The following is a 19,704-nucleotide window of genomic DNA, read 5'->3' on the forward strand; positions in this document are numbered from 1 at the left end:
GCCCTGCCGTTCTAACTCAGTCTTCGCCGTCCTTATTCCGTCCAGGCGTCTTGCCCGACCCGGCGGAAAACGGATCCTTCGCCACCCCCGCCGAACGCATCACGTTCAGCGTCCCGGCAGCAAAGCCCAGCAACAAGAATACAATCATGCCCCACGGGGTTGTCCCGAAGAGCCGATCGATCGTGTAGCCGATCACGAAGCCAACGATCACCCCAGCCACGAACTCCGACCCGACTTTCATCGCCTGGCCGAAACCAGAGAGCCCAGACGATTGAGGCCCGCCGCCCGCCGGTTCGGACGGAGCGCGCCGCGCTTCCGCCAGCTTCTCTCCCAACGCCCTAAGGCGGGGATCGCTTCCGGCGTCGTCCGGCCGTTCGTCATCCTGACCCATCGGCGGCATCCTCAAGAACGTAGTCGCCAAGGCCCTGCAAGATCGGGGTAATCCCTGATTTGGCCGGCACCATAGTGTTCACACGGATGCCTGTCAAGATTGGCACGGGTCTTAACATTTCATTGATTTATATGCCATTTCTCCTGATGAAACCACACCCCACCACAGACTACGACCTTAGTCGAGGTGAGCATAATCGATTAAGCTGCCACTGCCTCGCAACAGGGGGCTGGAAGCGGCAAGTGGCTCAGCTCGCCTCTCGGAAAGATTCGGCGGTTTCGAGGTCGACTGAGACCAGTTGCGACACGCCGCGCTCAGCCATCGTGACGCCGAACAGCCGGTTCATTCGCGCCATGGTGATGGGATTGTGGGTGATGACCACAAAACGAGTCTCGGTCGAGCGGGCCATTTCTTCCAGGAGGTCGCAATAGCGTTCGACATTGGCGTCATCGAGCGGCGCGTCCACTTCATCGAGTACGCAGATCGGCGCGGGATTGGTGAGGAAGACGGCAAAGATCAGTGCCATGGCCGTCAGAGCCTGTTCGCCGCCGGAGAGCAGCGTCATGGTCTGCGGCTTCTTGCCCGGCGGGCGAGCGAGAATCTCCAGGCCGGCTTCCAGCGGGTCCTCGGCGTCGACGAGCTGTAGTTCAGCCGTGCCACCGCCGAACAGGTGCCCAAACAGACGCTGAAAGTGGGCGTTGACGATACCGAAGGCGTTGAGCAGGCGCTCGCGCGCCTCGCGGTTCAAGTTCTGAATGCCCTGGCGCAGCCGGCGGATCGCCTCGATCAGATCTTCGCGCTCGTTGACAAGAGTATCGAGGCGCCCCTCCAGCTCGGCCTGTTCGGCCTCGGCCTGCAAATTGACGCCGCCGAGCTTGTCGCGCTCCAACTTCAACCGTTCGAGCCGGGTCTCCACGCCGCCGATATCGGGCAACGGCGCGGCATCGTCGATCTCGGCGAGCTGGCGCAGGGCAAAGAGCGGCGCATCGAAGCGGTCCCGGATCTCGTCGGCATATTCCTCAAGCCGCTGCTTGGCGGCGGCGAGGCGCTCCTCGACTCGCGCCCGACCTTCGCGGATGGTCGAAAGCCGAGCCAAAGCCTCCGTGGCAGTACGATCGGCTTCGCCGGCCTGCAGCTCGCCATCGCGCAAGCGATCGGAGGCCTCGGTGCTGGCGGCCTCGGCCGAGGCAATCGCCCGCATCAGGCCGCGTCTGGCTTCAATGATCTCATCGGGGCGATCGACCAGTTCGGCCCGTTCGTCTTCCACCTGGGCAAGCCGGTCGTCCAATTCGCCGAGATGCGCCGCGGCATGGCGGACGCGATCGCCCCAGCCGGCCAGCTCGCGCTCGATCGCCTCCATGCGACGCTTCCGTAACTCGCCCTCGCGGCGGATCATTTCGACGGCGGAGCGGGCTTCCGAGAAGCGCGCGCGCGTGTCAGCCGCCTCGCTCCTGAGATCCTGGACGCGGGTCGCAAGCTCCGACGCATCGGCGAGCTCGGCGTACCGTTCCTCGGCCTCCGTTTTGCGAGCGGCAAAGTCTTCGACGTCGGCCGCGAGACGCTCGCGCTGGCCGGCGGCGGCGGCACGGCGGGCGACTGTCTCCGCCAGCGCCCGTTCGGCCATCAACAGTTGATCGCGGGCGACCGAGGCGGCGCGTTCAGCGGCCTTGATTGCCTCGCGAGCAGCCCGCTCCTCCGCCTCGGTCTCGCGAAGGCGGATCTCGGCAGCGTCGAGCACCTGACGCCGCGTGGCGCAGAGTTCGTTTGCCGTTTCGCGCTGCGCGTCGATCTCGGCAAGGCGATTGCGGGCGGCGAGCCGGCGAGCCGCGACGGTCGGCGCATCGGCGGCGGCGGCATAGCCGTCCCAGCGCCACAGAGCCCCGTCGAGCGTCACCAACAACTGACCGGTGGCAAGCAACGGCTGTAGTCGTGCTGCATCCTCGGCCTTGATGACGCCGATCTGGCGCAGGCGGCGGGCAATAAGGTCAGGGCCATCAACGAACTTGGCAAGTGGCGGCACACCGTCCGGCAGCGACGGATCGGCGGCACCATTGCCGGGCATGGTCCAATAAGCCGGGGCGCGATCGTCCATCGGCGCCTCGATGTCCTCTCCGAGGGCGGCGGCCAGCGCCGTCTCGAAGCCCTTCTGCGGCGTCAGGCGATCGACCAGGGGTGGGAACAGCTGGCCGTGCTCGATATCGAGCATCTTCGCCAAAGTACGCGCCTCGGTATCGAGCTTCTGCAGTTCGCGTTCAGCGTCGGCAAGTGGCCCCGTGGCGGCAAGGCGCTCTTCCTCGGCGGCGCGGCGGCTGGCCTCGGCATCCTCGACAGCGGCTTCCGCCTCGAACACCATGGCGGTGGCCAGCTCGATCTCCTCGCGCGCGGCGGCAATGGCGTCGTCGGCATTGAGCCGCTCGTCCAGCTCCGAAAGTTCGGCGTCAAGCCCTTCGAGATCGCGCAGGAGACGATCGAGACGAAGACCGGCGTCGCGGATTTCGCGTTCAAGCGCTCCCTTCAGCGCGGCGGCCTCGGCTTCGGCGGAGGTCGCGGCGGCGAGTTCAGCGTCGATCTCGGCCAGACGGCTGGCAATATCCGAGGCGAGCGCCTCAGCCTCAACCCGTCGTTCCTCCTCGCCAAGCTCCTCAGCCAGCAGAGTCTCCGCCTCGTCGGCGAGGGCGGCCAGACGTTCGTCGTTTTCGGCCACCAGGGCCGCCTCACGAGTACGATCGCGCGCGATTTCCTCGGCGCGGCGCGAAAGTTCCGCCAATCGTTCGCGGGCGCGCCGCTCCTCCGCCTCGGATTCGGCGAGCGCGATGCGGAGCCGCTGCAACGCCGCCGCTGTTTCAACGGCCCGATCGCGCAGGCCGGGCAGTTCGTGGGCGATGATCGCCTGGCGACGAACGGCCTCGGTCTGGGCTGTCTGGGCGTCGGCAACGGCGCCGAAGCTATCCGTCATCTGCGCTTCGGCTTCCTCGACCTGGGTCATCAGATCGCTTACCCGCAGGAAGGCGACGGTGGCTTCGGCCTTGCGGATGTCACCTGAGAGGTTGCGGTAGCGAGCCGCCTGCCTTGCCTGCTTGCGCAATCCTTCAAGTCGCGTCTCGATCTCCCGCAATACGTCTTCCATGCGCGTGAGATTGGTTTCGGCGCCCTTGAGACGCAGTTCGGCGTCGTGGCGCCGGGAATGCAGACCAGAGATGCCAGCCGCTTCCTCCAGGATGGTGCGGCGCTGCGTCGGCTTGGCGGCGATCAATTCGCCGATCTGTCCCTGCCGCACCATGGCCGGCGAGCGGGCACCGGTAGAGGCATCGGCGAACAATAGCTGTACGTCGCGGGCGCGTACGTCTTTGCCGTTGATGCGGTAGGAAGACCCGGCCTGTCGTTCGATACGACGTGTGATCTCCAGAAGATCGGCGTCATTGAAGGCGGGCGGCGCGGTGCGCAGGTCGTTTCTGAGGACCAGCGTCACTTCGGCCGCGTTGCGGGCCGCCCGCTTGCCGGAGCCGGAAAAGATGACATCGTCCATGCCGGAGGCACGCATCGCCTTGTAGGAGCTTTCGCCCATCACCCAGCGCATGGCCTCGACGAGATTGGACTTGCCGCAGCCGTTGGGGCCGACCACGCCTGTCAGGCCGGGTTCGATGACGAACTCGGAGAAGTCCACGAAGGACTTGAAGCCCTGTATCTTCAGCCGCTCGAACTGCATTGGCGATCCGCTTCGGCAACACCCTATTCATAGAGTGTGACCGTACCATGGACCACCATATCATGAAGGCCGCGACGCCCTGCCGGCAAGAGGCGGGGCATCGCGGCCTGTTGATATCCGGCGGTTATCACCAGTTGAGAATCAGAGCAGCGGATCGATCTTGGCCGACATCTCGTCGACCGACATGAAGCCGACTTCCCGCTTGCCGTTGATGAAGAAGGTCGGGGTTCCGGTGATGCCAAAGGCATCGGCGCCGTGCTTGCGCGTCTCGTTGATATTGTCGAGCAACTTCTGATCGGTCAGCGTCGCCTCGAAAGTCGAGGGCGAATAGCCGAACTGCTTGGAGACGTTGCGCAGGCCGGACAGCGGATCATCGACGAAGGCCCACTGGCTCTGCGTCTTGAACAGATAGGACACCACGTCGAAATACTTGCCGCCCGGCGCGTTGCGCGCCAGCATGAAGCCGGCGGCGGCCAGCGGATCCAATGGAAATTCGCGGATCACGAAGTAAATCTTGCCGGTGTCGATGTACTTGGTCTTGATCGCGTCGAAGGTCTTGTTATGAAAATCGGCACAGTGGCTGCAAGTCATCGACATATATTCGACGATCTTTACCTTGGCGTCGGGATTGCCGAGGGCCATTTCGGGCAGCACGCCAGGCTTCATCAGCTCGGTTACGTCGACGGTCGCCGGCGGCTCCTGAGCGAAGGCCAATCCGGGGAACGATGCCACGGCGGCAAACCCGGCCGCGGCAATTGCAGTGGTCATAAGAAAGCGGCGGCGAGTCAACATGTCGTTCCCTTTCGGATAACAGGCCCTAGCGGGTCCGTCATTGGCGACAAATTATGGCAAGGGCGCGTCATTGGGAAGAGGATGCTTTTCGTGTCTTGTTCGTCGTGTGCGCCAGCCACTCGTGGCGGCGCCACATGGCGCGGGTAGCCGGGGACGCTGTTCGGGCTTACTTTTCAACGCCGGCCGCGAACATCGCCGCTGATCGCGCGCCCCAGCCGCTCAACCGCCGCCTTGAGGCCGTCATCGTTGATGCCGGCGGCAAGCGTCTGCACCCTTGCCTCCGCCTCCGGTGAAATCTGCGCCGGCCGCGGACGCGGCCGCGGACCAATCCTGACCGGCGGCAGTTGCAAAGGCCTGAGACGACCGACGACGCGATAGCCGAAAAAGGTGTTGATGCGCTCGATCAACTGAGGTGCTTCGAGCGTCAGGCGCATGGCCGCCGCCCCCGAGCATCGCACGGTAAGGACCGCCGGCTCGTGCTCTTCCTCGCCGATCAAACCTTTCGGCCGGCGCGGCCAGGAAAGCTGGTCGGGGGCCGTCGTTTCAGCATAGGCGGGGCCGACGATATCCGGCCAGTGGGCGACGAGGTCGAGCGTGGCAAAGCCGCGTTTGCGGCAGGCGACACTGAGCGGCGCGGCGATGATGTCGGCGAGCGGCCGTACCCCTTTGTAGACGAAAGCCGGTTTTCTCAAGCGCGCCATCTGCTATGGAACCTCCAGCGTCCCGTTCTATAGCTCAGGTTATCCCATATGCCGGCGCCGTCCGCCACCGCCCTTCTCGACTGGTACGACGTCCATGCCCGACGATTGCCTTGGCGGATACCGCCTGAGGATCGGAAGCTGGGCGTCTTGCCCGACCCTTACCGTATCTGGCTTTCCGAGGTGATGCTGCAGCAGACGACGGTAGCCGCCGTCAAGAGCTATTTCCTGGATTTTCTGGCCCGTTGGCCGACCTTGCAAGCGCTCGCCGCCGCGCCGCGCGATGACGTGATGGCCGCCTGGGCCGGGCTTGGCTACTACTCGCGCGCCCGCAATCTCAAGGCCTGCGCCGAAGCGGTGACGCGCGATCACGGCGGCCGTTTTCCAGAAACGGTGGAAGGTCTTGCCACCCTGCCCGGCATCGGTCCCTATACGGCGGCGGCCATCGCCGCCATCGCCTTCGACACGCCGGCCGCCGTCGTCGACGGCAATGTTGAACGGGTGGTTGCCCGGCTGTTCGCACTGGAAGCGCCGCTTCCCGATGTCAAACCGGAGATCCGCCGCCTGACGGCGACGCTGACGCCAGACAAACGCCCCGGCGATTTCGCGCAGGCGATGATGGATCTCGGCGCCACCATTTGTACGCCGAAGCGTCCTGCCTGTGCCCTCTGCCCCTGGTCGGAGCCCTGCCTCGCCCGCCGACGCGGCGATGCCGACACCTTGCCGCGCCGACGAGCCAAGGCCGAGCGGCCGACGCGCTACGGCACCGCCTTCGTCGCCCATCGGTATGACGGCGCGCTTCTGGTGCGCAGACGCCCCGACAAGGGGCTGCTGGGCGGCATGCTGGAAGTCCCCGGCAGCGACTGGAAAGAAGACGCGGCGCCCGAGGCTACCCCACCCTTCCAGGCCGATTGGAAAAGTGCCGGCGACGTGGAGCATACCTTCACCCACTTCCACCTCGTGTTGTCGGTGAAGGGAGCGGAGGTCGGCGACCGGCCGCCGCCGGCCGACTGTTTTTGGCTGGAGGCCGCGGCCGTCGCGGGTGAGGCGCTGCCTTCCGTGATGCGCAAGGTTGTGGAGGCGGCCACAGGTCGACCGGCGCGGCAAAGGCGCGGCACGCCCAAGATGTGACCGCACACTCCCGCAATCAGAGACCGTCGAAATCCAGCCATTTTGCGACCTTGGTCGCATCACAGTTTACTTGGTGGTTAACGGTATGGGTGAGATAATGACTTCCATTGGGGCATGGCCCGATAGTCATTTGATCGACCAGCGGTGGGTTGGGCTAATCCAGCGCGGAAGGTTCGAACGACATAGATTTTGAGGGCAAGCCAGCCTGCATGCCGTAGGGCACGGGCTTAAAAACTGAGCAAAGAAGAAATGGCTCTCCGAACTGATCGGGGAGCCTTCTTTATGCGCGGATCAAAGCGCGGTCGTTCAAGCACCAGCGGCGGCGAATTCGCTGCGGATCCGGCTGCGCAATTCGTCGATCAGAACCAGCGCACCTTGCTTTTCGACATGCCAGTAGGTCCAGCCATTGCAGGCCTCGAGCCCTTGCAGCGAGGCGCCGACCTTGTGGATCGACCCGGCAACTGTGCCAGCGGCAATCGAGCCGTCCGCACGAACGGTGGCAACATGGCGACGGCGGGCATCGCAGAGCTTGTCGCCCGGCTGGATCAGACCAGCCTCGATCAGTGAGCCAAAGGGAACGCGTGGCTCGGCCCGCCGAGGCGTGACAACCGCAAGGCCATCATCGGGCGCCCTCTCGACCGAGGCGATCCGATCCCGCGCAAAATTGGCGTAGGTGCTATCCCGCTCGACGCCGACGTAATGCCGGCCCAGCCGTTTGGCGACGGCCGCCGAGGTACCGGTTCCCAGGAACGGGTCGAGGATAACGTCGCCGGGCTTTGAAGACGACATCAGCACGCGCCAGAGCAAAGCCTCCGGTTTCTGCGTCGGATGCACCTTGTCGCCGTCGGCATTTTTCAGCCGCTCGCCACCGGTACAGATCGGCAGCAACCAGTCGGATCGCATCTGGAGATCGTCGTTGAAGGCCTTCATGGCCTCGTAATTGAAGGTGATGCCCTTGGCTTCCCGGTCGCGCGACGCCCAGATGAGCGTCTCGTGCGCGTTGGTGAAGCGCTTGCCCTTGAAGTTGGGCATCGGGTTGGCCTTGCGCCAGATGACGTCGTTGAGCACCCAGAACCCGAGGTCCTGCATGATCGAGCCGACGCGGAAGATGTTGTGGTAGGAACCGATCACCCAGATGGTACCGGTCGGCTTCAACACCCGCCGGCAGGCAAGCAGCCAGGCTCGCGTGAAGGCGTCGTAGGCTTCGAAACTATCGAAGCGGTCCCAGTCGTCATCGACGGCATCGACCTTCGACTGGTCGGGACGGGTAAGATCGCCGCCAAGCTGCAGGTTGTAGGGCGGGTCGGCAAAAATCAGGTCGACCGACGCCTTGGGCAGGCGCTCCAGCGCGGCGACACAGTCGCCGACGATGACGCTGTCGAGCCAATCAGGCGACGGCGACGCGGCAGGGGAGTGGAGAGAAACCTCGGACGACGACGCAGCCGCCCGCTGACGCAGTACACTCATGGCTCTCCCACTCCGACGCAAAACAAACAGGAGGGGGTCTTCACGCCCCTGCCGAAAACCAATCTGCCCCGGCAGGGTAAATTCGGAGTTAAACGACGGGAATCGTCATTGATTAATTATTTCAATGGTTTGTTAACCATACCGGCGGCAGGGGCGAATGCTGCCGCTCCCGCCGTCATTCCTGCCAGAGAAAATCGCGCTTGCCGACCGGCATGCCGAGATGGCGCAAAATGTCATAGGCGGTGGTCAGGTGGAAATAGAAGTTGGGAATGGCGAAGCCCTGCAGGTAGTCGAACGCCTTGAGCTCCATCGTCTCGTGGCGAAGCTTCAGCGTGACGATCGCCTCCTGACGGCCGTCGACGGCCGAGGCCGGTACCGATGCAACGAAAGCGAGCGTCTTGTCGATGCGCGCGTAAAGCTCGCTAAAGGTCTGCTCGCTGTCGGGGAAGGAAGGAACGTCAATCCCGGCGAGGCGCGCCATCGCCCCTTTTGCATGATCGGTCGCGATCTGGACCTGCCGCTTCAGGTCGAACATGTCCGAGGCGAGGCGCGCACCGAGCACGGCCTCTTCGGAAAGGCCGCGCGCCGGACCTTCGGCCTCGGCGATCTTCAACAGATGGACGAGGGACTTGAGGCGGGCCGTGAATACCGGCGCCGCGATGGCATGAAGCTCGATGGTCATGGGGGAATCCTTCCGGCTGGCGGGACACTTCCAATGGTGTCCCTGCTCTGCACGCGCCTCATTACCCGGCAATGGCAGACTCAACCAGTCAACTCTCGGAGATAACGTCAGACCCGACGGCCCGTGAGCCCGGCGACCACACCGATGGGAAGGCGAATGGCGAGCAGCAGGCCCGCCAAAGCGCCGAGGGCGCCGCCACCGGCGATCGTCGCATCCTGGCCGTCGGCAATCACCCGCACCACGGGAGTCCTCAGGCGAACGAGGCGACGGTGTCCGGCACGGCGGATGAGATCGATGCCGGCTAGGCCGTCGCGCCGGCTGAAACCGCCGAGTTCGCGGAAGTAGCCGCGCGAGATGATCATGCCCTGGTCGGGATGCGTTACACCGGCACAACGGCCGAACAGGCGCAGCAGATAGTGCTTCAGGCCGCCGCCGAGCGTATCGTCGTCGGAAGCGAGGCGGAAGACAGCCACGAAACGGCTGTCACCATGCCTAAGACGCCGCTCGGCGGTCGCCTGGAAATCGCTCTCCCAGCCTGGATCGAGTAGGACCCCCGGGCGCAGGAACATCAGGAATTCACCGCGCTGGGCAGCGGCCGCTCCAATGGCGCAACGCGCCCAGGCGCCCCCCGCGGCGGAAATGAGATCGCAGCCGGTCCCCTCCGCGACGAGACGCGTCTGATCCTCCGAGCCGCCGTCGACCACGACGACTTCGCGCACCGTTCCGTCGGCGGCGCCGGTGACCAGCGTCGACAGCGTGCGGACGAGGGCTTCCTCGCTGTTCCGGGTGGGTATGACAACCGAGATCATACTTTCGTTCTAGCGGGTTTTCCCAGGAAGCGCGAGCCCGTCCGAACGCGGACAAACAATCGCCCGACGACCATCGCACGCCCTTCCCAACCTCGACCTTCGGCACGCTTCGGTCATCTCATCTTCGCTGTTTTGCGAGGCCGCCATCCGACGCATAACGCCTATACCACCACCCAGCCGACGCCCCTTTTCGAGAGCCAATCCGCTAGTGGTCGAACTCAACAATGTTCTTGACCTGTTCTCATTTTCACCTAAGATCAAATCATGAACATCGCATGTCGCAACCTCGAAGAGCCCATCCCGGCGCCTGAGATCGCCGACACAGCGGTCACGGCCGGACGCCGGCGCGGCCGAGGCGCCGGAATCAACCCTTCGGGCCGGTTCGAGGCTTATGCCCGCACCACCTTCGACGACGGTTGGAGCGACAGCGAGGAACTGCCGCCGTTCAAGACGACAGTACAGGTCGAACCGGCGCGTTCAGTCATCACCCGCAACGACAGTCCGGACATCGCCTTCGATCGTTCGCTCAACCCCTACCGTGGTTGCGAGCATGGTTGCGTCTACTGCTATGCCCGACCAAACCACGCCTATCTCGGCTTGTCGCCGGGACTCGACTTCGAGACCCACCTCTATGCCAAGACCAACGCCGCCGAAGTGCTGGACCGCCAGCTCGGTGCGCCGTCCTACCAGCCGAAGGTGATCGCCATCGGTACGGCTACCGACGCCTACCAGCCGATCGAGAAGGAGCAGAAGATCACCCGGCGCGTGCTGGAAGTCCTGGCGAAGACCCAACACCCGGCACTGATCATCACCAAATCGGCGCTGGTCCTGCGCGATATCGACATTCTCCAGACGATGGCCGCCCAAGGGCTGGTCAAGGTGGCTATTTCCATCACGACGCTCGATCGCCGGCTGGCGCGCGCCATGGAGCCGCGCGCCTCCAGCCCACAGCGACGCCTCGAAGCAATCCAGAAACTTACGGAAGCCGGCATTCCAGTCGGCGTCATGATGGCGCCGATCATTCCGGCGGTCACCGACAGCGAGATCGAGCGCATTCTGGAGGCTGCCCACACCTTCGGCGCTCGCGAGGCCGGCTACGTGCTGCTACGCCTGCCGCTCGAGGTGTCGGAAATCTTCCGCGAATTCCTTCTGCGCGAGCTGCCCGACCGTTATCGGCACGTCATGAACGTGCTGAAGTCGATGCGCGGCGGCAAGGACTACGACGCGGAATGGGGCAAGCGCATGCGCGGCACCGGCCCCTACGCTTGGCAGATAGGCCGGAGGTTCGAGCTGACCACCAAGCGCCTCGGTCTCAACAAGCATAAGGTCAAGCTCGACACGGAAAAGTTCCTGAAACCCGGCAATGGCGGCGTCCAGCTTAGTTTGTTCTAAAGAACAAATAACGAACAAACGCTATAGGATGTCGAGGAATACCATCCCCCCAAGGAGCGTCAAGGAAGCTACGGTTCGGGTTGCCAGATCGAGCGCCCCTCGCACTCGGCCGTCATGAAGCGCCAAAGACCAGAATGCTCGACGCACCCTTTGGGGCTGAGGCGCGTTCCAACGTAGACGATCCATGTACCCACAAACAGGACAAGAACAAGCAGCAGCCAGTCTCTCGTTCGCATCGCGTTCCGGAAGCTTTCTTTGGCAGGCGACAACGGCAAATTGGAAAAGGCTTTGCAGAGCCTGCAACGCTGCTTTCAAGATGGCGCCAATACGAAACCAGTTCAACCTGCCGGTTTCCGTTCAGGGCGCCGCCGTTTTCTTCTCCCTTGACGTCTCCTCGTTCCAACGACACTTCTGAAGCCTGATCGAAGGATGGCGGGAGACAAGGATGAAGCTCTTCGGCGGTGGTGCGAAATTCGCCTGGAAGGACCTGAAAGCGCCGGAGCTCGACGACTTCGAGGCCATGGCAGCCGAAGCCTATGCCGCGCTTCCGGCCGATTTCCGGGCGCTGACCGGCGAAATCGAGATCCGCGTGGCCGACTTTCCCGATGAGGACGTCGTCAAGGAAATGGAGCTCGAGAGCGATTTTGACATTCTCGGCCTGTTTGTCGGTACCGGTCTTGCCCACGACGCCGCGGTGCCGGAGACAGGTCGCCTGCCCAACCGCATCTGGCTCTATCGTCGCCCCATTCTCGACTATTGGGCCGAGCATGAGGAGACGCTTGGCGACATCGTCAGCCATGTGCTCGTTCATGAGATCGGCCACCATTTTGGCCTGAGCGACGACGACATAGATGACATCGAGGACAACGAGCCATGACCGATACGAGCACGCTGCGCATCCTTGAACCAGCGCCGGGCGTGTTCGCCTATTATGATGGGCGCGTGCCCGGCGTCCGCCTGCACTCCACAGCTGCGAACTGGCTTGACGACGGCGCCTACAGTCTCGGCATCGCCTCCTATGCCATCGTCGGAGGCGACGAGGCGCTGGTCTTCGATAGTCATATCTCGCTCGACCACGCCTGTGCCGTTCGCCACCATCTTGAAGGACTCGGTGTCACGCGCTTCACCTTGGTGCTGAGCCACTGGCACGACGACCATGTTGCAGGAAATGCCGTCTTTGCGGACGGGCCAATTATCGCCCACCGTCTGACCCGCGAAGCGCTTGCCGCCAACCGCGACAAACTCGAAGGTGGCTACCCGCCGATCAAACCGCTGGTGTTGCCGACCGATACGTTCGACGACGGTCTGATGCTCACTGTTGGCGGCCGTAGCGTCGAGGCCATGCATTTCGCCATCCACAGTGCCGACGGAGTCGTGCTGTGGCTGCCCGACGCCGAGCTGCTTCTCGCTGGCGATGTGGTCGAGGACACCGTGACCTACATTTCCGAGGTGGAACACACGACGACGCATATCGCCGAACTCGGGCGGCTCGCTGCCCTCCCTGCCCGGCGCATCCTGCCGGCCCACGGTGCGCCCGACCGGATCGCGACTGGCGGCTACGACGGAGGCCTCATCACGGCCAACCGCGACTATCTCTCACGACTTGTCGTTGGCGAGGGGCGCGACGGCACGCCACTCTCCGCCTTCGTTGCCGGTGACGTGGCCTCCGGCCGGATCGGCTATTTTCAGCCCTACGAGGTGGTACACGCGGCCAATCTCAAGGCTGTCGCAGCGGCCGGGCTCTGAAACCGAGCCGCTGCCATCGCCCCCTCAGCCCTTCAACGCCTCGGCATTCTCCTTCACCCACGCGGTAACCGCGCGCGCCGGATGGCCGGTCAACGTCCGCACATCGTCGGTGACGACGGCCGTCCAGCCTTGGCGAACCGGATAGAAGATTGAAGCGAGGAAGCGGGCGTAGACCTCCGGTACCCCGGCACCGACGAGGGCGCCGACGAAGGCATCATCGTCAACAGCAAGGTAGGATACCGGCTTGCCGATGGCATCGGAGATCAACGCGGCGGCCTCGGCATATCCGAGCGCCTGGGGACCAGTGAGATTGAACGCCTTGCCGTCGAAACGATCCGTCGTCAGCGCGGCGGCCGCGCTGTCGGCGATATCGCGGACGTCGATGAAGCTCGATTTGCCGTCGGCGGCCGGCACGGCAATGACGCCCGCCGCAGCAATGCCGGGCTTCCAGTAATTGATGAAATTATCGGTGAACCAGTTGGGGCGTAGAACGACCCACCGCACGCCAGATTTCTCGAGCGCGATTTCCGCTTGGCGGTAGGGAATGGAATCGTCGGCGTCAACGCCGAGCACCGATAGCAACACCACTTTCACGCCACGCGTCGCAGCCGCCTCAATGACCGGCAGCAGCAGCGCCTTGGCCTCCGTATAGCCGCCCGGCAGCATGACGAAGGCACGATCGACGCCCTCGAAGGCGGTGGGAAAGGTCATGGGATCGACCACGTCGAAAACCACACCCTCGGCACCGTCGACCGGCTTGCCGCTACGCGACGCCGCCTTGACCGCCTCACCGCGTGCCATCAGCGCCTTGATGAGCGGCCGCCCGATGTTGCCGGTGGCACCCAGAACCAGAATCTTGCCAGCCATTTTAAAACTCCTTAGTATCTACTGGAAACTGCGTTTCTAGTTGAAACATAGTCAATTCTAGAAATCCCGAAAAGAAGGCAGTTTCCAGTGCCTTGGTTTCCCCCGGGAAACCCACCCGAAAGGACGCTGATGAACCCCTCTTACGACGTCTTCGACGATCGCTGTCCAACCCGCATGGTCCTCGACCGATTGGCCGACAAATGGGCGCTTCTGGTGCTGGACCGGTTGCATGACGGCCCGGTGCGCTTCAATCATCTCCGACATGACATTCGGGGCTTGTCGCAGAAAGTTTTGTCGCAGACTCTGAAGCGACTGGTGCGGGACGGTCTTATAGAACGCACCGTCCGTCCAACCGTTCCCGTCAGCGTGGACTATGCGCTGACCCCGCTTGGCCACACACTGACGGAGACGGTCGCCGCGTTCGCTCATTGGGCGGAGCGCAACATGGACGCGGTCCTCGCAGCCCAGGCCGCATATGATGCTAACAACGCGTCCAGCTAGGCCAAAGACGCAGGCATCGGCAATCCCACGCTTTTTTGGTCACGCCGTCCATGCTATCGCCGGGCTGGCTGATTGCCTTCCGGGAGACCCAGTATGCGCGCGATTTTCTATGAGCTCTTCGGCCAACGGCCGGAAATCCGCACCCTGCCCGATCCGACGCCAGAGCCACACGGCCTGGTGTTGAAGGTGGAAGCGTCTGGCATTTGCCGCTCCGACTGGCATGGCTGGATGGGTCACGACCCCGACATCGCGCTGCCGCATGTGCCAGGCCATGAATTCGCCGGTCGTGTCGTTGCCGTCGGTCGCGACGTCACCCGCTTCCGAGAGGGCGAGCGCGTCACCATGCCCTTCGTCGCCGGCTGCGGCCGTTGCCCGGAATGCGGCTCTGGCAATCAGCAGGTCTGCCGCAATCAGACGCAGCCCGGCTTCACCCACTGGGGTTCATTTGCCGAATATGTCGGCGTGCACCACGCCGACGACAACGTGGTGGCGTTGCCCGACGATATCGACTTCCCAACTGCCGCCAGCCTCGGTTGCCGGTTTGCCACCTCGTTCCGCGCGGTGGTCGATCAGGGGCGGGTACGCGGCGGTGAATGGGTGGCAGTGCATGGCTGCGGCGGCGTCGGCCTATCGGCCATCATGATCGCGGCGGCGATGGGCGCCAATGTGATCGCCATCGACATTGCCGATGACAAGTTGGAATTCGCCAAGACCATCGGCGCCATGGCGGTCATCAACGGCCGGACCACGCCGGACGTTGCCGGCGCCGTCCGCGACCTGACAGGTGGCGGTGCGCATCTGTCGATTGATGCGCTTGGTCATCGGGTCACCGCGCGCAACTCCATCCTCGGGCTCAAGCGGCGCGGTCGCCATGTTCAGGTCGGCCTGATGCTCGGTGACGACGCAGAAGCCCCGATCCCCATGGCCCGCATCATCGGCTGGGAGCTGGAAGTCTATGGCAGCCATGGCATGCAGGCTTGGCGCTATGGCGACATGCTCGCGATGATCGCCGCCGGCAAACTCGCACCGCAGAAGCTGATCAACCGCCACGTCGGGCTCGACGAGGCCATCGATCTGCTCATCGGGATGGACCGGTCACAGGAGACCGGCATTAACGTCATCACCCGCTTTGGCTGAGATTTATTTCGCGGTGAAGAAGGCCGGATGGAAGGCGATGCGTTCCCAGGCGGGCGGCGTGATGAAAGTGACAGCCTGCCCGTAAACATCCGGTACGCCGTCACAGACAAGGCCCGGCCGAGCGACAAAGCCGAAGCGACCATAATAGGCCGGATCGCCGACCAGCATGGCACCGGCCGCCCCGATTCCCGCGAGCTGAGCGAGACCGGCCCGGACCAGCTCTGAGCCGATACCGGCTGCTGTTCCAACAGCCATGCGTCGACGATGCATCAGAGCAAGCCGAACCCGAGCCACACGATCCGGGCGCGGCTCAACCCGCGGCGTCCAATCGAAAGAGAAAGCGGGCGTCAGTCCGCCAGCGTTCAGAACGGGATGTCGTCGTCGAGGTCGGACGAGAAGTTGGAGGCCGGAGCGCCGCCACCCTGGGGACGCCCACCGCCCGACGACTTGGCAGGAGCGCGTTCCATCGGGCCGGAGGAGCCGTAATCCGAACCGGCATCGCCAAAATCGCCCTCGCCGCGGCCACCACCTTCGCCGCCACGACTGTCGAGAATGGTCAGTTCGCCACGGAAGCGCTGCAGCACCACTTCCGTGGAATAGCGCTCTTGGCCGGACTGGTCAGTCCACTTGCGGGTCTGAAGCTGCCCCTCGATGTAAACCTTGGAGCCCTTCTTCAGGTACTGCTCGGCGACCTTGGCCAGATTTTCGTTGAAGATCACCACCGAGTGCCACTCGGTGCGTTCCTTGCGCTCGCCGCTCTGACGGTCGCGCCAGTTTTCGGAGGTCGCGATACGCAGGTTGACCACGGCATCGCCCGACCCCATCCGCCGCACCTCGGGATCACGTCCGAGATTGCCGATCAGGATGACCTTGTTGACGCTGCCTGCCATGGCTTTCTTCCCTCAAACTCGTTACCTTCGGCTTGGCGCACTGGCACGCCTCGCCGGCCGGCGCTTTCGCCCGGCAACACGGTTGCACGTTATCGCCGGCACCGACACTGCGATACCCCGGCTCGGCTGCCCTCACTCCTTTTCCACAGTGAGAAAAGGGCTAGCGTCCGCATTGTGTTCCTGATACGTTCTAACCGTTTCACAAGAATGCCGCAACCGAATTCCAAGATTTTCGGCGTTTTCTTCTCAGGGTAGGCGGTATGGCAGCCGCGCACGCCGATGCTCTTGCAGGTCGCCACTCGATCCTGACAGGATGCGTCAGCAGACCCGGACTAGCGTGGCGCGCCTTATGGCCGCCTGATCATGCGCTTTGGGCAACGGATTTTTTCGCCTCCCGCCCCTCCCGGGAGACGCGACAAGGACGACGATAGACATGCCGAACAAGCCGACCAGCATTTTCGACCAGGCCCGGCGCTCCCTTTCGGTGCGCGGCGCGCGCGAGCACAATCTCAAGAACATCGACGTCGACCTGCCGCGCGACAGCCTCATCGTCATGACCGGCCTCTCCGGCTCGGGCAAGTCGTCGCTCGCCTTCGACACCATTTATGCCGAGGGCCAGCGCCGCTACGTCGAGAGCCTTTCGGCTTACGCCCGGCAGTTCCTCGACATGATGCAGAAGCCGGACGTCGACCAGATCGACGGTCTGTCGCCGGCCATTTCCATTGAACAGAAGACCACCTCGCGCAATCCACGCTCGACGGTGGGCACCGTCACCGAAATCTACGACTACATGCGCCTGCTGTTCGCGCGCGTCGGCATTCCCTATTCGCCAGCCACCGGCCTGCCGATCGAGAGCCAGACCATCAGCCAGATGGTCGATCGTACTTTGGAATTGCCCGAAGGCACCCGCCTCTACTTGCTGGCGCCGATGATCCGCGGCCGAAAGGGTGAGTATCGCAAGGAGTTCGCCGACCTCCAGAAGAAGGGCTTCCAGCGCGTCAAGGTGGACGGCAGCTTCTATCCGATCGAGGAAGTGCCGGCGCTCGACAAGAAGATCAAGCATGACATCGACATTGTCGTCGACCGTATCGTCGTCAAGCCGGACCTTACCGCTCGCCTCGCCGACAGCTTTCAGACGGCGCTGGCCCTGGCCGACGGTATCGCCATTCTCGAGATCGCCGAGATCGCCGAGGGCGAGAGCGAGCCGCGCCGCATCACCTTCTCGGAAAAGTTCGCCTGTCCGGTCAGCGGCTTCACCATTTCCGAAATCGAGCCGCGCCTGTTCTCCTTCAACAACCCATTCGGCGCCTGCCCCAAGTGCGACGGCCTGGGCACCGAGCTGAAGTTCGAAGCCGAGCTGGTGGTGCCCGACGACAGCTTGTCCCTGCGTGGCGGCTGCGTCCTGCCTTGGGCGAAGACCGGCGCCTCCTCGCCCTATTACGCCCAGACGCTCGAGGCGATTTGCCGCCATTTCAAGGCGTCGATGACGACGCCCTGGAAGGATCTTCCGCAAAAGGTGCGCGACGTCATTCTGACCGGTTCGGGTAGTGAGGAGATCGCCTTCACCTATGACGACGGCCTCAGGACCTACACCACCAAGAAGCCGTTCGAAGGCGTAGTCGGCAACATCGAGCGGCGCTGGAAGGAAACCGATTCCGATATGGTGCGGGAGGAGCTGGGGCGCTTCCAGTCCGACCATCCTTGCGAGACCTGCAACGGCTACCGCCTGAAGCCGGAAGCGCTGGCCGTCAAGATCGCCGGCCTGCACATCGGCCAGGTCACCCAGATGTCGATCCGAGAGGCGGTTGCCTGGTTCACGGCCCTGCCAGACAAGCTGACCGCCAAGCAGAATGAAATCGCCGTTCGCATCCTGAAGGAAATTCGCGAGCGCCTGCGCTTTCTCAACAATGTCGGTCTTGAATACCTGACGATGTCGCGCGCATCGGGCACGCTGTCCGGCGGCGAGAGCCAGCGCATCCGTCTGGCCAGCCAGATCGGTTCCGGCCTGACGGGCGTGCTCTATGTGCTCGACGAGCCGTCCATCGGCCTACACCAGCGCGACAACGACAAGCTGATCGAGACGCTGAAGCACTTGCGCGATCTCGGCAACACGGTGATCGTCGTCGAGCATGACGAGGACGCCATCCTCGCCGCCGATTATGTGCTCGACGTCGGGCCGGGCGCCGGTATCCATGGTGGCAAGATCGTCTCCGAGGGGACGCCGGCCGAAATCATGGCCGATCCGGCCAGCCTCACCGGCCAGTATCTGTCCGGCACCCTTGCCATCCCCCTGCCCGACAAGCGCCGCAAGCCGCAGAAGAACAAATATATCCGTGTCGTCGGTGCGCGGGCCAACAACCTCAAGGACGTTACCGCCGACATCCCCATCGGCCTGTTCACCTGCGTCACCGGCGTATCGGGTGGTGGCAAGTCGACGCTGTTGATCGACACGCTGTTCAAGGCGGCGGCGCGGCGCCTCAACGGCGCCCGCGAGCAGGCGGCACCGCACGACCGCATCGAAGGCCTGGAGATGCTCGACAAGGTGATCGACATCGACCAGTCGCCGATCGGCCGTACGCCGCGCTCCAACCCGGCCACTTACACCGGCGCCTTCACGCCGATCCGCGATTGGTTCGCCGGCCTGCCGGAAGCCAAGGCGCGCGGCTACGGGCCGGGTCGCTTCTCCTTCAACGTCAAGGGCGGCCGCTGCGAAGCCTGTCAGGGCGACGGCGTTCTCAAGATCGAGATGCACTTCCTGCCGGACGTCTACGTGACCTGCGACGTCTGCAAGGGCCATCGCTACAATCGCGAGACGCTGGAGGTTCACTTCAAGGGCAAGTCGATCGCCGACGTGCTCGACATGACGGTGGAGGAAGCCTGCGACTTCTTCCAGGCGGTGCCGGCCATCCGCGACAAGATGACGGCGCTGCGCGACGTCGGCCTCGGCTACGTCAAGGTCGGCCAACAGGCGACGACGCTGTCGGGCGGCGAGGCGCAACGCGTCAAGCTCGCCAAGGAACTGTCGCGCCGGGCAACCGGCCGCACGCTCTACATCCTCGACGAACCGACGACCGGCCTCCACTTCCACGACGTCGCCAAGCTTCTCGAAATGCTGCACGAGCTGGTCGAGCAGGGCAACACGGTGGTGATCATCGAGCACAATCTCGAGGTCATCAAAACTGCCGACTGGTTGGTCGACCTCGGTCCCGAGGGCGGCGACGGCGGCGGTCGCATCGTTGCCGCCGGTACGCCGGAAGAGGTGATGAAGGTGGATGCGAGCTACACCGGCCGCTATCTCCGTGAGCTGCTCGACCGCCGTCCGCAACGACGCAACGCGGCGGAGTGACAGCGCCAAGCAAATCCTTCCCGCCGGTCAATCATGGATTTGCCGGCGGGATTGGAGAAGGCGCCAGCCGTCCCTGGAAAGCGACGAGGTTCTGCATGAGATTCCAGAAGTCACTTTAATTCATTGATTTAAAATACAAATCAAGAACC

The 19,704-nt window shown here is 63.7% G+C and carries 17 protein-coding genes; 7 read left to right on the forward strand and 10 right to left on the reverse strand.

From position 1 onward, the window contains the following. Positions 1–16 precede the first annotated feature (16 nt). The 4 genes from AB6N07_RS20320 to AB6N07_RS20335 all read right to left on the reverse strand — a co-directional run bounded on the left by AB6N07_RS20320 (position 17) and on the right by AB6N07_RS20335 (position 5,590). Positions 17–391, reverse strand: a complete 375-nt coding sequence (locus tag AB6N07_RS20320; RefSeq protein WP_370674871.1) for an AtpZ/AtpI family protein — start codon at positions 389–391, stop codon at positions 17–19. A 247-nt stretch (positions 392–638) separates the two neighbouring features. Continuing rightward, on the reverse strand, positions 639–4,097 hold the full coding sequence (locus AB6N07_RS20325) for a chromosome segregation SMC family protein (protein WP_370674872.1): 3,459 nt from the start codon (positions 4,095–4,097) through the stop codon (positions 639–641). A gap of 141 nt (positions 4,098–4,238) precedes the next feature. Next, positions 4,239–4,889: a DsbA family protein gene (locus tag AB6N07_RS20330; RefSeq protein ID WP_370674873.1), complete on the reverse strand. Its 651-nt coding sequence runs from the start codon at positions 4,887–4,889 to the stop codon at positions 4,239–4,241. 173 nt (positions 4,890–5,062) lie between these two features. Then, positions 5,063–5,590 (reverse strand): DUF721 domain-containing protein, encoded by a 528-nt coding sequence (locus tag AB6N07_RS20335; protein ID WP_370674874.1) that lies wholly within the window; start codon positions 5,588–5,590, stop codon positions 5,063–5,065. 48 nt (positions 5,591–5,638) lie between these two features. On the opposite strand from AB6N07_RS20335, the gene mutY reads away from it, so the two are divergent. Next, the gene (gene mutY / locus AB6N07_RS20340; RefSeq protein ID WP_370674875.1) at positions 5,639–6,718 is read left to right on the forward strand and encodes an A/G-specific adenine glycosylase; all 1,080 of its coding nucleotides are present in this window, start codon (positions 5,639–5,641) and stop codon (positions 6,716–6,718) included. A gap of 306 nt (positions 6,719–7,024) precedes the next feature. Here the strand turns inward: mutY and AB6N07_RS20345 are convergent, their stop codons facing one another. The 3 genes from AB6N07_RS20345 to AB6N07_RS20355 form a co-directional block, all read right to left on the reverse strand. After that, the gene (locus AB6N07_RS20345) at positions 7,025–8,185 is read right to left on the reverse strand and encodes a site-specific DNA-methyltransferase (RefSeq protein WP_370674876.1); all 1,161 of its coding nucleotides are present in this window, start codon (positions 8,183–8,185) and stop codon (positions 7,025–7,027) included. A gap of 175 nt (positions 8,186–8,360) precedes the next feature. After that, positions 8,361–8,867: a DUF1993 family protein gene (locus AB6N07_RS20350; protein ID WP_370674877.1), complete on the reverse strand. Its 507-nt coding sequence runs from the start codon at positions 8,865–8,867 to the stop codon at positions 8,361–8,363. A 107-nt stretch (positions 8,868–8,974) separates the two neighbouring features. Next, positions 8,975–9,676, reverse strand: a complete 702-nt coding sequence (locus tag AB6N07_RS20355) for a glycosyltransferase (protein WP_370674878.1) — start codon at positions 9,674–9,676, stop codon at positions 8,975–8,977. Between the two features lie 264 nt (positions 9,677–9,940). Here AB6N07_RS20355 and AB6N07_RS20360 point away from each other — a divergent pair, with 264 nt between their 5' ends. The 3 genes from AB6N07_RS20360 to AB6N07_RS20370 all read left to right on the forward strand — a co-directional run bounded on the left by AB6N07_RS20360 (position 9,941) and on the right by AB6N07_RS20370 (position 12,814). Beyond that, entirely contained in the window at positions 9,941–11,068 is a 1,128-nt protein-coding gene (locus AB6N07_RS20360) for a PA0069 family radical SAM protein (protein ID WP_370674879.1), read from the forward strand. A gap of 445 nt (positions 11,069–11,513) precedes the next feature. Beyond that, on the forward strand, positions 11,514–11,945 hold the full coding sequence (locus tag AB6N07_RS20365; RefSeq protein ID WP_370674880.1) for a metallopeptidase family protein: 432 nt from the start codon (positions 11,514–11,516) through the stop codon (positions 11,943–11,945). Next, positions 11,942–12,814: an MBL fold metallo-hydrolase gene (locus AB6N07_RS20370; protein WP_370674881.1), complete on the forward strand. Its 873-nt coding sequence runs from the start codon at positions 11,942–11,944 to the stop codon at positions 12,812–12,814. The genes AB6N07_RS20365 and AB6N07_RS20370 overlap by 4 nt, the downstream gene beginning before the upstream one ends. Before the next feature lie 24 nt (positions 12,815–12,838). Here the strand turns inward: AB6N07_RS20370 and AB6N07_RS20375 are convergent, their stop codons facing one another. After that, a complete protein-coding gene (locus tag AB6N07_RS20375; RefSeq protein ID WP_370674882.1) occupies positions 12,839–13,681 on the reverse strand; it encodes an SDR family oxidoreductase in 843 nt (280 codons plus the stop codon). Between the two features lie 129 nt (positions 13,682–13,810). Between AB6N07_RS20375 and AB6N07_RS20380 the strand changes: the two genes are divergently transcribed. Next, the gene (locus AB6N07_RS20380) at positions 13,811–14,182 is read left to right on the forward strand and encodes a winged helix-turn-helix transcriptional regulator (RefSeq protein WP_370674883.1); all 372 of its coding nucleotides are present in this window, start codon (positions 13,811–13,813) and stop codon (positions 14,180–14,182) included. Between the two features lie 93 nt (positions 14,183–14,275). After that, the gene (locus AB6N07_RS20385; RefSeq protein ID WP_370674884.1) at positions 14,276–15,319 is read left to right on the forward strand and encodes a zinc-dependent alcohol dehydrogenase family protein; all 1,044 of its coding nucleotides are present in this window, start codon (positions 14,276–14,278) and stop codon (positions 15,317–15,319) included. Between the two features lie 3 nt (positions 15,320–15,322). On the opposite strand, the gene AB6N07_RS20390 is transcribed toward AB6N07_RS20385, so the two are convergent. Beyond that, complete coding sequence (locus AB6N07_RS20390; RefSeq protein WP_370674885.1) at positions 15,323–15,574, reverse strand: hypothetical protein; 252 nt, start codon at positions 15,572–15,574, stop codon at positions 15,323–15,325. A 107-nt stretch (positions 15,575–15,681) separates the two neighbouring features. Beyond that, positions 15,682–16,209, reverse strand: coding sequence for a single-stranded DNA-binding protein (locus AB6N07_RS20395; protein ID WP_370674886.1), 528 nt, complete (start codon positions 16,207–16,209; stop codon positions 15,682–15,684). A gap of 433 nt (positions 16,210–16,642) precedes the next feature. Between AB6N07_RS20395 and uvrA the strand changes: the two genes are divergently transcribed. Continuing rightward, on the forward strand, positions 16,643–19,555 hold the full coding sequence (gene uvrA, locus AB6N07_RS20400) for an excinuclease ABC subunit UvrA (RefSeq protein ID WP_370674887.1): 2,913 nt from the start codon (positions 16,643–16,645) through the stop codon (positions 19,553–19,555). The last annotated feature ends 149 nt before the right edge of the window (positions 19,556–19,704 follow it).

It is taken from the genome of Pleomorphomonas sp. PLEO (assembly GCF_041320595.1).
In the GTDB taxonomy this organism is placed as follows: Bacteria; Pseudomonadota; Alphaproteobacteria; order Rhizobiales; family Pleomorphomonadaceae; genus Pleomorphomonas.